14 protein-coding genes and 1 tRNA gene are annotated in these 12105 nt (G+C 64.6%); 5 read left to right on the plus strand and 10 right to left on the minus strand.

The annotated features are described in order from the left end of the window. Positions 1 to 18: 18 nt before the first annotated feature. Positions 19 to 1509, plus strand: coding sequence for a cell division protein FtsZ (ftsZ, locus tag AC6UUM_RS15025; protein WP_500803055.1), 1491 nt, complete (start codon positions 19 to 21; stop codon positions 1507 to 1509). A 66-nt stretch (positions 1510 to 1575) separates the two neighbouring features. On the opposite strand, the gene AC6UUM_RS15030 is transcribed toward ftsZ, so the two are convergent. Next, complete coding sequence (locus tag AC6UUM_RS15030; RefSeq protein WP_500803056.1) at positions 1576 to 2178, minus strand: TIGR02466 family protein; 603 nt, start codon at positions 2176 to 2178, stop codon at positions 1576 to 1578. Positions 2179 to 2373: 195 nt separating this feature from the next. On the opposite strand from AC6UUM_RS15030, the gene AC6UUM_RS15035 reads away from it, so the two are divergent. Next, positions 2374 to 3528 carry a right-handed parallel beta-helix repeat-containing protein gene (locus tag AC6UUM_RS15035; RefSeq protein WP_500803057.1) on the plus strand — a complete coding sequence of 385 codons (1155 nt, stop codon included), beginning with the start codon at positions 2374 to 2376 and terminating at the stop codon, positions 3526 to 3528. Positions 3529 to 3567: 39 nt separating this feature from the next. Here AC6UUM_RS15035 and AC6UUM_RS15040 read toward each other — a convergent pair whose 3' ends face one another. The 6 genes from AC6UUM_RS15040 to AC6UUM_RS15065 all read right to left on the minus strand — a co-directional run bounded on the left by AC6UUM_RS15040 (position 3568) and on the right by AC6UUM_RS15065 (position 6885). Beyond that, entirely contained in the window at positions 3568 to 4062 is a 495-nt protein-coding gene (locus AC6UUM_RS15040; RefSeq protein ID WP_500803058.1) for a GNAT family N-acetyltransferase, read from the minus strand. 144 nt (positions 4063 to 4206) lie between these two features. Continuing rightward, entirely contained in the window at positions 4207 to 4656 is a 450-nt protein-coding gene (locus AC6UUM_RS15045) for a DUF3291 domain-containing protein (RefSeq protein ID WP_500803059.1), read from the minus strand. A 16-nt stretch (positions 4657 to 4672) separates the two neighbouring features. Next, positions 4673 to 5059 (minus strand): type II toxin-antitoxin system VapC family toxin, encoded by a 387-nt coding sequence (locus tag AC6UUM_RS15050; protein ID WP_500803060.1) that lies wholly within the window; start codon positions 5057 to 5059, stop codon positions 4673 to 4675. A 3-nt stretch (positions 5060 to 5062) separates the two neighbouring features. Beyond that, a complete protein-coding gene (locus AC6UUM_RS15055) occupies positions 5063 to 5332 on the minus strand; it encodes a type II toxin-antitoxin system Phd/YefM family antitoxin (RefSeq protein ID WP_500803061.1) in 270 nt (89 codons plus the stop codon). Positions 5333 to 5404: 72 nt separating this feature from the next. Continuing rightward, complete coding sequence (cobS, locus tag AC6UUM_RS15060) at positions 5405 to 6367, minus strand: cobaltochelatase subunit CobS (RefSeq protein WP_500804990.1); 963 nt, start codon at positions 6365 to 6367, stop codon at positions 5405 to 5407. Between the two features lie 29 nt (positions 6368 to 6396). Further along, positions 6397 to 6885 (minus strand): J domain-containing protein, encoded by a 489-nt coding sequence (locus AC6UUM_RS15065; RefSeq protein ID WP_500803062.1) that lies wholly within the window; start codon positions 6883 to 6885, stop codon positions 6397 to 6399. A gap of 148 nt (positions 6886 to 7033) precedes the next feature. Here AC6UUM_RS15065 and AC6UUM_RS15070 point away from each other — a divergent pair, with 148 nt between their 5' ends. From AC6UUM_RS15070 to AC6UUM_RS15080, 3 genes are all read left to right on the plus strand, one after another. Then, positions 7034 to 7312: a BolA family protein gene (locus tag AC6UUM_RS15070; RefSeq protein ID WP_500803063.1), complete on the plus strand. Its 279-nt coding sequence runs from the start codon at positions 7034 to 7036 to the stop codon at positions 7310 to 7312. Then, complete coding sequence (locus AC6UUM_RS15075) at positions 7312 to 8382, plus strand: succinylglutamate desuccinylase/aspartoacylase family protein (RefSeq protein WP_500803064.1); 1071 nt, start codon at positions 7312 to 7314, stop codon at positions 8380 to 8382. The genes AC6UUM_RS15070 and AC6UUM_RS15075 overlap by 1 nt, the downstream gene beginning before the upstream one ends. 34 nt (positions 8383 to 8416) lie before the next feature. After that, positions 8417 to 8491: transfer RNA gene (locus AC6UUM_RS15080), tRNA-Thr, on the plus strand. A 155-nt stretch (positions 8492 to 8646) separates the two neighbouring features. Here the strand turns inward: AC6UUM_RS15080 and AC6UUM_RS15085 are convergent. The 3 genes from AC6UUM_RS15085 to AC6UUM_RS15095 are packed head-to-tail and all read right to left on the minus strand — an operon-like array spanning position 8647 to position 11772. Further along, on the minus strand, positions 8647 to 9366 hold the full coding sequence (locus tag AC6UUM_RS15085; RefSeq protein WP_500803065.1) for an ABC transporter ATP-binding protein: 720 nt from the start codon (positions 9364 to 9366) through the stop codon (positions 8647 to 8649). Next, positions 9359 to 10585, minus strand: a complete 1227-nt coding sequence (locus AC6UUM_RS15090) for an ABC transporter permease (protein ID WP_500803066.1) — start codon at positions 10583 to 10585, stop codon at positions 9359 to 9361. The genes AC6UUM_RS15085 and AC6UUM_RS15090 overlap by 8 nt, the downstream gene beginning before the upstream one ends. Beyond that, the gene (locus AC6UUM_RS15095; RefSeq protein ID WP_500803067.1) at positions 10582 to 11772 is read right to left on the minus strand and encodes an efflux RND transporter periplasmic adaptor subunit; all 1191 of its coding nucleotides are present in this window, start codon (positions 11770 to 11772) and stop codon (positions 10582 to 10584) included. The genes AC6UUM_RS15090 and AC6UUM_RS15095 overlap by 4 nt, the downstream gene beginning before the upstream one ends. Between the last annotated feature and the right edge of the window lie 333 nt (positions 11773 to 12105).

Here is a 12105-nt window from a genome sequence, read left to right on the forward strand (position 1 = left end):
GCGTATGGGAGACACGAGATGCTGGAATTCGCACGGGTGGAATTGACCGAACTCAAGCCACGCATCGCCGTTGTCGGTGTTGGCGGGGCGGGCTGCAATGCCGTGGCCAACATGATCGCCGCCGATCTGACCGGGGTTGAGTTCATCGTCGCCAATACCGATGCCCAGCAACTGGCGCTGAGCCCGGCCGCGACCCGCATCCAGCTGGGCATGAAGATCACGCAAGGCCTGGGCGCCGGCGCCCGGCCCGAAATTGGCCGGGCCTCGGCCGAAGAGACGCTCGATCAACTGGAAAGCGCGCTGGACGGTGCGCACATGTGCTTCATCGCGGCCGGCATGGGCGGCGGCACCGGCACCGGGGCAGCCCCGGTGGTCGCGCGCGCCGCCCGCGAAAAGGGCATCCTTACCGTCGGCGTCGTCACCAAGCCGTTCAGCTTTGAAGGCAGCCGCCGCATGCGCGCCGCCGAAGAAGGCATCATCGAGCTGCAGAAGCATGTCGATACGCTGATCATCATCCCGAACCAGAATCTGTTCCTGATCGCCAATGCCAACACCGGGTTCAAGGAAGCCTTTGTGATGGCCGATCAGGTGCTGCACCAGGGCGTGCGCGGCATCACCGATCTGATGATGATGCCCGGCCTGATCAACCTGGATTTCGCCGACATCCGCACCGTCATGTCCGAAATGGGCAAGGCGATGATGGGCACCGGCGAAGCCAGCGGCGAAGGCCGTGCCATCGAGGCGGCGCAAAAGGCCATCGCCAACCCGTTGCTGGATGAAGTGTCCATGCGCGGCGCCAAGGGCGTGATCATCAACATCACCGGCGGCGACGATCTGAAGCTGATGGAGGTGGACGAAGCCGCCAGCTATATCCGCGACATGGTGGACGGCGACGCCAACATCATGGTGGGCAGCGCCTTCAATCCCGATCTGGATGGCGTGATGCGCGTGTCGGTGGTTGCCACCGGCATCGATGCTGCCGCCAAACCGATGCCGATCACCGTGCCCGCCAAGAAGGCCGCCGCCAGCGCCTTCCTGTCACAGCCCAGCATCTTCTCCACACCGGCCCCGATCACGGAGCCTGCGCCCGCAGCCGAGCCAGTGCCCGCACCGGCGATCGACCTGACACCGCAGGGCGAGGTGATTGCAGACAACGCCGAGGCCGCACAGCCGGCGCTCGACCTGGCCGAACAGGCCGAAGCCAGCGATGAAGTGGATGATGCCATCGATCTGGCCGGTGCCGAGCGCGCCGAGACCGCGGCACCGCCCAGCTTCCGTTTCACGCCGCAGGTGCCGGTGGCGGGCCCCGCCGGCCCGGCGGCAGCGCCGGTACCCGCACCAGAGCCGGTCATCGAAGAGCGGCCGCTCACCCTGTTCGAACGCATGATGGGCGTGTCGCGCACGCGCCGCGCCCCGGAACCGCCCGCCACGCTGGCGCCGCCGCCCGCGCCGGCGGCCGGCACCGATGATGACGTGCCGGGCTTTCTGAAGCGGCAAGGCAACCGCTGAGCAACAGGGTTCGGCAAGAGGCCCGGTCTCCACACGGAGGCCCGGACACTTGCTTCTGGGCCACGCTCAGGAAAAGTTGAAGCTTACCGACAAGCGGTCGGCTTTGGCGGCGCTGGGCAGCACTTCGTGGCGCAGCCAGCTTTCCCACAGCAGCAGCATACCCGGCACCGGTGCAACCGCGACGAAGGTCGTCGCTTCGCGCGGCGCGTCGCGGCGGCGCGGCGGCGCGTGCATCAGCATCGGCAGCCGCGGATCTTCGAAACGGATGGCGCCGGCACCGTCGGGCACCTCCAGATAGAGCGTGCCCGAAATGATGCTGTGCGGATGGATATGGCCGCTGTGGCCGCCGCCGGGTTTCAGGATATTGACCCACAAGCTGTCCAGCCGCGGGCGCTTCCCAGCCAGATCGAGATGCGCCGCCGCAGCAAAATCCGTCGCCTGGCGCACCAACAGCCGCGCCAGCGCCCCAAAGGCCGGATCACGCACCGGCAGATCGTTCAACGAGGCATAGCTGGTATAGCCGCGATAGCGGTGATCCCGGCACCAGCGCCGCCCGGCCGCATCGTCCTGCGCCAGCATGCGCACGCTGCCTGCCAGATCGGCCAGCAACGCAGCATCATCAATCATGCCCTGCCACAAGGGCGTCGCGAACAGATGCTGAATGGTCATGCCACTGCCTCTCGCGCGGCGGCGCGCGATGCGCAAGCCGCGCGATTACCTCCAATCTGGAGAAAGTCTTGCCCATAGCCGCGCAGGCCCATTTCGGAGCTGTCGTTACCCACCCTGGATGTGTCGGCGACCCCGCTGGCCTGCCAGGGAGAAATCGCCATGTTCTTTTCAGGCCACTTTTCGGGGCGTCTTGCTGTGCGTCTGCTGGCCATCTGGGGCCTGTGGGCCGCCGCACCGGCCATGGCGGGCAAGACCGTGGTGATGACCCCGACCACGATCAACAGCGCGCTGGCACGTTTGAACGCTGGCGACACGCTGCGGCTGGAAGGCATGTTCAGCAGCACCTTGCGGATCAGCAACCGGGATTTCGGCGGTGTCCGGGTCGATGCCAGCAGTGCCACGCTGCTGGAAGGCATGAACCTGACGAATGTCCACAACATTGCTTTCAATGGCGGCACCTGGGGCCGCACCGATACGGACACGCGCGATTGGTACACCATCCGCATCAATAACAGCAGCCAGGTCAGCTTTGCCGGCGCTACGGTGGTGGGCAATGCCAACGTTACGGGTGGGGGACTTTTCGTTTCCGGATCCAGCTTCGTCACGGTGCGCAACAATGAATTCACCAACAATCGCGATGGCATCAATGTCCGCGAGAGCCAGGATTCGCTGATTACCGGCAATCAGTTCGTCGCCAGCCGATCCGATGGCATTCAGATGTGGAGCAGCCAGCGGATGATCATTTCCGAAAATCGCTGTACCCGCTTTGATCCTTTCAACGGTGCCCATCCGGATTGCATCCAGTTGTGGACCACCCCTGGCGCTGCCCTGCAATCCGACATCTATATCCTCAACAATTATGCCGCGGGCATCATGCAGGCCTTTGTATCCTTCACGCCCAGCAACAACAGCGGAACCCGGCTGACCTTTGCGGGCAACTATGCCGCCACGACCTACGTGCACGGCGTCAGCTGCTATGGCTGTTCCGACAGCGTGATGGTGGACAATATGTTCGTCACCCCGTTTGGCGCTCAATGGCAGGTTGGACTGCGTCAGCCCAACGGCACCAACAATTACGCTGCCAACAACCAGTCGTTCGATTTCCGCACCGATGCCAACGCCATCTGGCCGAAGCATATGTTTTCCGATCTGGTGCCTACCTTGGCAGGGCTGGTCGGCAGCATCCACGAGAGCCGATCGTACAACAGCCGGTTGATCCCCGTCAGTTTCAGCGCGTCTGACACTGAACCAGTGCCGGAGCCGGCGACCTGGCTGCTGCTGATGCTGGGTTTTGCCCTCGTCGGCCGGCAACTGCGCCTGCAAAACGGCCCGGCGCATGTGCTGGCCTAGGCCGTGAACGCATAAATTCCATGCCCCGGCACGGCCCGATCAAATCAGGCGCCGCTGCATCATCACGACATCGAGCGGACGGCCGAATTTTTCGCCAACCTGTTTCAGCACGCCGGCCCGTTCGAAACCACAGGCGGCGTGCAGGCCGATGGAGCTTTCGTTGCCGGAATCGCCGATCACCGCCACCAGTTGCCGGAAACCCGCACTGCGCGCCGCCGACACCACCGCCATCAACAGCGCCTGACCAATGCCGGTGCGCTGCGCATCGGGTGCCACATACACGCTGCATTCGCCGCAGAAACGATAGGCGGCCCGGTCACGAAACTGGCTGGCATAGGCATAGCCATCGACCTGGCCCATGGTGACATGCACCAGCCACGGCCAGCCGTGCGAATTCACCTGCATCAAGCGCGTCGCCATATCGGCGGCAGACGGCGCATCAATCTCGAAACTGGCGGTGCCGTGCAGCACGGCCGGGGCATAGATGGCGGCCAGCGCTGCGGCATCTTCCATGCGGGCGGGGCGGATGCTCATGCGGCGGCCGCGGCGATGATATCGGTTGGCAGGGTATCGAAGCTGTTCATTCCAAATGCCATTCTTGTGGGGCATGCAACCCGTGGCGATTGTGAAAATTGTGGCATGGCACAAGGCATCAAGTCCAGCCGATATGCGGGCTGTTCACGCCGGCGGCGGAAATATTGACTTGAAACCGAAGGCCGATGCGCTGGGGCCATGATGATCGAGCAGCCACAACCGGCCGAGGCCATCGGCCACCGTCGGGCGCTGACCGGCCGGCACCCACCACAGCGCCTGAAACGCACCATCGAAGCGTTCGAACCAGTCGCGGCGCTGTCCGATCAGCCCGGCATGCGCGCTGCGATAGACAAAGCCGAACAGCGCATCGGCCGATTGCCACATCGAGATGTTGATCAGCAGGCGATCATCCGGGCTGGGATTGATGGCGGTGGCATTGCCGCTGTCGTCGGCCAGGCGCCAGACGAAGCCGGGGCTGGCATCGGCGATGGCATTGATTGCATCGAGCGCATCGAAAAACGGCTGGACGCGCGGATCGCCCCTGGGTGCAATCAGCCGCGCGATGTTGATCTGGGCGAGGTGATGGGTGGTCATTGGCTGTTGCCCTCAGTCACCAGAGCACGCGGCAGCCGAAGCTGGGGAAGACGGCGTCGCAGGTTACAAGCACCATGTTTTCTGCCAGCGCCTGTGCGGCGATGATCCGGTCAAATGGGTCACGATGAACGCCGGGCAGCAGACCCGCATCGATTGCAAGTTCAGCTGTCACCGGAATCTGGTTGAAATCGTGCAGATCCATCAAACGCCGCCAGTGCACGGACGGGTCGCCAATCATGTCGAGCTTGCCAATCCGATATTTGATCGCGATCTCCAGGGCGGAAATGGCACTCACAGAAACGGAGGATGCAGTTTCTATGGCATCACTGGCATTATGGCTGAGGTCCGGAAAACCCGCCCACCACCAAAGCGCGGCATGGGTATCAAGCAGCAGGCGCGCCACCGATCAGACCAGATCGCCGGGTTTGCCTTCCCACAACGCCAGTTCTTCTTCCGGCATCGGATCGAACCACACCGAATCGGGAATCGGGCCAGTTGTCGGCCATCCGCCAGGCTTGCGCCGGATTGGCTTCTCAGCTTCAGGCGCCAAAGGCACCAGCCTTGCATAAGGCTTGCCGGCCTTGGCGATCACGATCTCCTCGCCGGCATTGGCGCGATCGAGCAGCCGCGAGAACTGCGTCTTGGCGTCGTGGACATTTACCGGCGCGGAGGGCATGGCGGGCTCCTTGATTAGTCCACTTAGTCCATCAAGGCGGTTTCGGCAAGCCGCTCCCGCCTTGCCGAGCCCTTACCGCTTGCTCTTCACCGCCACGCTCTCGGGAAGATCCTCGCCAAACACCCGCTGATAATATTCCGCCACAATGCTGCGTTCGGCTTCGTCGCACTTGTTGAGGAACGACAGGCGGAAGGCAAAGCCGACCGCGCCGAAGATCTGGGCGTTCTGGGCCCAGGTGATCACCGTGCGCGGGCTCATCACCGTGGAGATGTCGCCCGCCATGAAGCCGGCGCGGGTCATGTCGGCCACGCGCACCATGTTGGCCACCGTCTTGCGGCCGGCATCATTGTCGAAGGTCGGCACCTTGGCGACAACAATGGCGCTTTCGGTGTGATGGGGCAGGTAATTCAGCGTGGTGACGATGCTCCAGCGGTCCATCTGGCCCTGGTTGATCTGCTGGGTGCCATGATACAGGCCGGTGGTGTCGCCCAGGCCCACGGTGTTGGCGGTGGCGAACAGCCGGAACCATGGGCTGGGGCGGATCACGCGGTTCTGATCGAGCAGGGTCAGCTTGCCTTCCACTTCCAGCACACGCTGAATGACGAACATCACATCCGGGCGCCCGGCATCATATTCGTCGAACACCAGCGCGGTCGGCGTCTGCAGCGCCCACGGCAGCAGGCCTTCGCGGAATTCCGTCACCTGCGCGCCGTTGCGCAGCACGATCGCATCCTTGCCGATCAGATCGATGCGGCTGATATGGCTATCGAGGTTGATGCGGATGCACGGCCAGTTCAACCGCGCCGCCACCTGTTCGATATGGCTGGATTTGCCGGTGCCGTGAAAGCCCTGGATCATCACACGCCGATTGAAGGCAAAGCCGGCCAGGATCGCCAGCGTGGTGTCTGGATCGAACACATAGGCCGGATCGAGATCGGGCACACGTTCATCGGCGATGCTGAACGCTGGCACCTTCATGTCGACATCGACACCGAAGATTTCCCGCGCGTCCACCGTGATGTCGGGGGCGTCCATCGCCACCGGGGGCGTTTCGCTATGCTCGCTCACGTCTTGTTCGACTCCATCTGGTAATCACGCGCTGCCTTCAGGTGCGTAAAGGCGCCCACCACCGCTTGCAACTTCCCTTCGTGGCTGCGATCCCCCCCATTGCTGTCAGGGTGATAGCGCCGCACCAGGGCACGATAGGCCCGCCGGATGTCCACTGCCGTGGCCGTGCGGTCAAGCCCCAGCAGCCCAAGCGCCTGCGCATCGCCCCTTGCCGCCCAGCGTTGTGGCGCTTGTGCCGCAGGACTGGCACTGTTTTTGAACAGATCGTGCGGATCGCCGAAGGTGAACGCCATGCGGCCGCCGCGCACCATTTCCTGTTCCCACCCGGCCAGCGGCGATTGCGCGGCATGGATTTCATCCGGCGAAAGCCCGTCGAAGTAATTGTATCCGGCGTTGAAGGCGCGGACATGATCGAGGCACAGATATTGCCAGCCGCCGACATCGCCGGGCACGCGATTGGAGCGCGGTGCGCGAAATTCGCCCACGGCGCTGCAGCCCGGCCAGGCGCAGCCCTCGGGATCGGCGCGATCGACCCGGCCGTGCCAGCGGCTTTGTCGGGGATTGTTCGGGCTGGAAATTGCAACTCGTCCTATCTGCCTTGCCGTGTCTATAACGGCTGGGACAGGAGCGCATATGGGAAGACTTGCCGCAGAAATCGAATCCCGGCTCACCGCCGCGTTGGCACCGGCCGCGCTGGAGGTGATCGACGACAGCCATCAACACCGCGGCCATGCCGGGCATCGCGGCGACGATGCCGAATCGCATTTCACCGTGAAGATCAGCGCAGCGGCCTTTGCCGGGCTGAACCGCGTCGCCCGCCAGCGCGCCGTCTATGCTGCGCTGGGCGAGCTGGTGGCGCCCGATCGCATCCACGCGCTGCGCATCATCGCCGATGTGCCGGGAGACGCCTGATGCGCGGGCTGTTGATGGGGATGGCGCTGCTCCTTGCCAGCCCGGTGGCCGCCGCCACACAGAGCGTCGGCAGCCTGGACGGCGTGCCGATCATCGACGCGCTGGATGTGGGCGATGTCGCCAGCGGCGTGCAGCGTTACTGGTTCCGCGCCGGCCCGACACCGATCGGGCAGCCGTGGCTGGTGCCGGTGGTGGTGATCCGCGGCGCGCAGCAAGGGCCCCGCCTGATGCTGACCGCCGGCATCCACGGCGATGAACTGAACGGCATCGCCGTGCTGCACCGGCTGGCCACCACCATCGATCCGGCGACGCTGGCCGGCACCATCACGCTGGTGCCAGGGCTGAACCCGCCCGGCCTGCTGCAATCGACCCGGCAATGGGCGGTGGACTGGTCACGCAGCGCCCCCAATCTCAACCGCGAGATGCCGGGCAAGATCGGCGGCAGCGCCATCGCCGATTTCGCCGGCCGCCTGTGGAGCCGGCTGATCCGCCCCAATGCCGACACGGCGGTCGATCTGCACACCCAGTCGCGCGGCACTGCCTATGTGATGTACGCCTTTGCCTCAAGCCCACGCACCCGCCGCATGGCCGAACTCGTGGCGCCGGACATCATCAAGATGGACAAGGGCGACAAGGGCACGGTGGAAAACACCGCGACCGACGATGGCGTGCCGGCGATCACCCTGGAACTCGGCCGGCCGGAGCAATTCGATGACGTGATGATCGCCCGCGCCGAATCCGGCCTGCGCAATCTGATGCGTGATCTGAAGATGCTGCCGGGCACCGTCACGCCGCCGCCCGCCAGCGTATTCGTCGCCAACGACATCATCGCGGCGCGCGCCACCAAAGCCGGCTGGGCGCGGCTGCTGCTGCCATTGGGCGCGAACGTGAAAAAGGGCCAGCCGTTGGCCGAGGTGCGCGATGCGTTCGGCACGCTGCTGGAAACGGTGGCGGCACCGGTTGACGGGCGCATCAACATGATCGCCACCGATCCGCGCACCGATCAGGGCGGCACCATCGCGCGCATCGTTTGGTGGTCGACCGATCCGGCCTGCGCCAACGGCTGTTGAGTCTCGCGGCACAGCCCGCTATGGCGCTCGTCGGGCCGGATTAGCTCAGCGGTAGAGCAGCGGTTTTGTAAACCGAAGGTCGGGGGTTCAATCCCCTCATCCGGCACCACACACTCCCCAGGGCCGAAATAAGCCCGGATAAAGCGGGATTCCGCTCGCGTTTCCTTGCGCCGGCCTGAACGGAGCCCGCACGCCGTTGGGTTGTCATTCGGTGGCCGCGCAGAGCTGGGTGATGGTCGCACCGCACGTCCAAGCCGCAGCCACTCAATGCACCAACCGGCCATCGACCAGCTCAATGATCCGGTCGCAGCGCTGCGCCAGTTCGAGGTTGTGTGTGACCATCAGGATAGTTGTACGGCTGTCGCGATTGACCTCGCGCAGCAGATCGAAAACACTGTCTGCGGATTTGGTATCGAGGTTGCCTGTCGGTTCATCGGCAAGCACAAGGTCGGGCGCCATGGCCAGTGCGCGGGCAATGGCGACGCGCTGCTGCTCGCCGCCGGACATGTTCATCGATCTGTTGTGCGCCACCTTTGCCAGCCCGACGCGGACCAGCAGTGCCATCGCGCGTGCCTCGATATCGGCGCTGGCGCGATCCTTGTCGACGATCATCGGCATCATGACATTCTCGATGGCATTGAACGCCGAGATCAGGTGATGTTCCTGGAAGACAAAGCCGATGGTGTGGCCCCGCAGCCGGGTGATCGCGGCGTCGTTCAGTCGCGATGTATCCTGCCCATTGATGAAGATCCGGCCCGATGTCGGGCGGTCGAGCAGGCCGACGAGATTGAGCAGGGTCGATTTCCCCGATCCCGATGGCCCCATCAATGCGAGAAACTCGCCGCGATGGAGCTTCATGTCGGTGGCGTGCAGCACCTCGGTCTGTGAGGGCAGGCCGATGTTGTACGACCGGGTCACGGCTTCAAGCCGCAAGACGGGTTCGCCGCCAATCACCACCGCCTGGGCTGCTTTGGCTTCAACCACGAATCGCCTCCACCGGATCAAGCCGCGCGGCGCGGATCGCCGGCGCCATTGCCGACAGCAGGCCAGTGAGCGGTGCGAGGATGGCTGTAACGATGAACAATTGCGGCTGCAGGATCAGCGGGAACAGCTCGGTTCCGTCGATCTGACGGACCGCCGCGTGCCACCAGTAAAGCCCCCCCACGCCGACCGCGGCACCGATGACCGCGCCGGCCAGCCCGAGCAGTCCGCCTTGAATAAGGAAGACCCGCAGCACCTGGCCGCGGGTGGTGCCCATCGCCCGCAGGATGCCGATGTCCTTCGATCGCTGGATGACCGAGACAACCAGCACCGCCGCTATGCCGAATGCGACCGACAGCGCGACGAACACCCGGATGAGGGTGTTCGACGTCTGCTGCGCCTTTACCGCGGTGAAGAACTGCGCGTTGGTGCTGATCCAGCTGTCGGCGCGCACCGGGTTGGCGGCGGCGATCCGCTGTGCCAGCGTTTCGGCGGCATAGATGTCGTGGATGGTCAGTTCGATCGTCGTCACCGCGCCGATGCGGCCGAGCAGCGATTGCGCGGTGCGCAGCGCGACATAGGCGTTGCGCCCGTTGGCGCCCTTGTTGCCCAGATCGAACAGCGCCGAGATGCGCAGCACGACGGTGGTGCCGGTGGCGGTGCGGATGTTCAGCTTGTCCCCCAGGCTGGCGCCAAGATCCTTGGCCAGTTCGATGCCGATGATGATCTCGTCACTGGCGAGCGTCGGGCGGCCGGCGGTGATGTAATCAGGGATGCGGACGATGCGAAAATAGCTGTCGGGTTCAATCCCCGAGATCGAGATGGCGCGGCTCGCGTCGCCGCGGATGGCGAGCGCCGAGCCCGACATGGTCGGCGAGACCATGACGATTTCGGGCATTGCGTGCATGCGCGCCGCGATCTTGGGCCATTGGTCGATCGAAACGATGCGCTGTGCCGGCCGCTGGACGATGGCATCTTCGATGGCCCCGACGTTGGTGCGCAGCGGGCGGGCCACCTGGTCCGGCGGCAGCAGCTGAATCTGCGCCGAAGAGGTGAGCACACGGTTGAGGAAGTTGGCCTGCAAACCCGTAAGCAGCGCCGACATGAAGACGATGACTGCAACGCCGATGGTGATGCCCAGGATGATGAAGGCGGTTTGCATGCGGCCTTCGCGCAGGAAACGCACGGCCGCGATCCATTCGAACGGCAGATAGATGTTCACGGCGCTGGCGCGCGCACGTCTGCGCGCACCCTGGCGCCGGCGACAATCGGCGATCCCGCCGGGATGATCATGTCGCCTGCCGCCAGACCTGTCTTGATCTCGGTCTGGCTGTTGCTTTGCAGCCCGAGCGTCACGGCCTGATGGCGCGCGTGGCCGTCGCGCAGCAGCAACACCCAGGGCTGCGGCGATAGCGCGTCGCGCACTGACCGGCCGGGCACGACCAGCACGCCATTGCGGCGCGCCACCTCGATATCGACCGAAACCGTCATGTCCTGTCGCAGATAGGCCGGCGGCGCGGTGACATCCAATTTGATTTCCATGGACGCGCGGGCAATGTCGATACCGGGGTTGATATAGGCAATCGTCGCTGGAAATCGCTTGCCCGGATAAGCGTCGGCCGATGCCACGGCCGGTTGTTGCAGCGCCATCTTGCCCAGATTGCGTTCGTCGATCAGCAACACGATCTGCGTGACCCCTTCGGGTGCCAGCACCATCAGCACGCTGCCGGGCACCACGACATTGCCCTGTTCGACGTGGCGGCTGATCAGGGTTCCGGCGCGGGGCGCCAGGATGCGGGCATAGGCGAGGCGCGAGCGTGCGGTATCGAGCCCGGCCTGCGCCTGGGCAAGTTGGCTTTGGCCAGTGACATAGTCGCTGCCGCCAGGGCTGGCGGTTTGCACCTGCGCTGCCGCTGTGCGGGCCGAACTGCGGGCGACCTCCAGATCATTTCGGGCATTGTCGAGCAGCGCGCGTGTTGCGAAGCCCTTGGCGGCCAGCGCTTCGGCACGACCCTCGATCTGCGCGGCGCCCAATTGGCTGGCTTGCGCCGCCCGTTGCGCGTCGCGCGCACTGGGCAGGATCAATTCGCGCAGCTGGCGCATATGGGCCATGGCCTGGGCCACGGCAGCTTGCGCTTGGACCACCGCTGCGGCCAGCTCATGCGTATCGAGCTGGATGAGCAACTGGCCGGCCTTCACCGCCTGGCCTTCCCGCACGGCGACCTTTGCCACGGTTCCCGTCATCTGGCTGCCGATTTCGACGCGGTAGGGCGTTTCGACATGGCCGCTGGCCACGACGGTTTCAACAAGATTGCCGCGCTTGACGAGATCGACCGCTATGCTGGTGCCGGCAAAGAAACGATATCCCAGCCAGGCCGCAATCCCGCCAATGATGATGATGGCAACCATCAGCCAGCGATGTGTCCGCAGCAGGGTCCATGGCGATTTGGCGCGAACCGCAACTGGCGCCGGCTTTGCCGGGGTCGCCGCTTCAGGGGTTACGATATCGATGGCGAATCCCTTGTCGAAACAACGATGACGTATCGATCAGGGGTGTTAACCTGAAGCAAGGCAGACCGACAGGTTCGGCAAACACGCGGTCCGGCCGACGGAAGGCCCATGAGCACCCATTGGCGGCGCGGGTAGTTTCCGGCGCTGCCGCGGTGTGGCCGGCTGGCCGACATCTGCTGTTCAGACTTCGATCGCAGGTCGGGACGGGGCCGTCAGGCTTAGCCCACCCGC

Source organism: Sandarakinorhabdus sp. (genome assembly GCF_987265915.1).

Coding starts and splice junctions, on each gene's coding strand:
- AC6UUM_RS15070 (WP_500803063.1), top strand. CDS start 7,034: ATGGGAAGACTTGCCGCAGAAATCGAATCCCGGCTCACCGCCGCGTTG.
- AC6UUM_RS15095 (WP_500803067.1), bottom strand. CDS start 11,772: ATGGTTGCCATCATCATCATTGGCGGGATTGCGGCCTGGCTGGGATAT.
- ftsZ (WP_500803055.1), top strand. CDS start 19: ATGCTGGAATTCGCACGGGTGGAATTGACCGAACTCAAGCCACGCATC.
- AC6UUM_RS15040 (WP_500803058.1), bottom strand. CDS start 4,062: ATGAGCATCCGCCCCGCCCGCATGGAAGATGCCGCAGCGCTGGCCGCC.
- cobS (WP_500804990.1), bottom strand. CDS start 6,367: ATGGACGCCCCCGACATCACGGTGGACGCGCGGGAAATCTTCGGTGTC.
- AC6UUM_RS15055 (WP_500803061.1), bottom strand. CDS start 5,332: ATGCCCTCCGCGCCGGTAAATGTCCACGACGCCAAGACGCAGTTCTCG.
- AC6UUM_RS15045 (WP_500803059.1), bottom strand. CDS start 4,656: ATGACCACCCATCACCTCGCCCAGATCAACATCGCGCGGCTGATTGCA.
- AC6UUM_RS15030 (WP_500803056.1), bottom strand. CDS start 2,178: ATGACCATTCAGCATCTGTTCGCGACGCCCTTGTGGCAGGGCATGATT.
- AC6UUM_RS15075 (WP_500803064.1), top strand. CDS start 7,312: ATGCGCGGGCTGTTGATGGGGATGGCGCTGCTCCTTGCCAGCCCGGTG.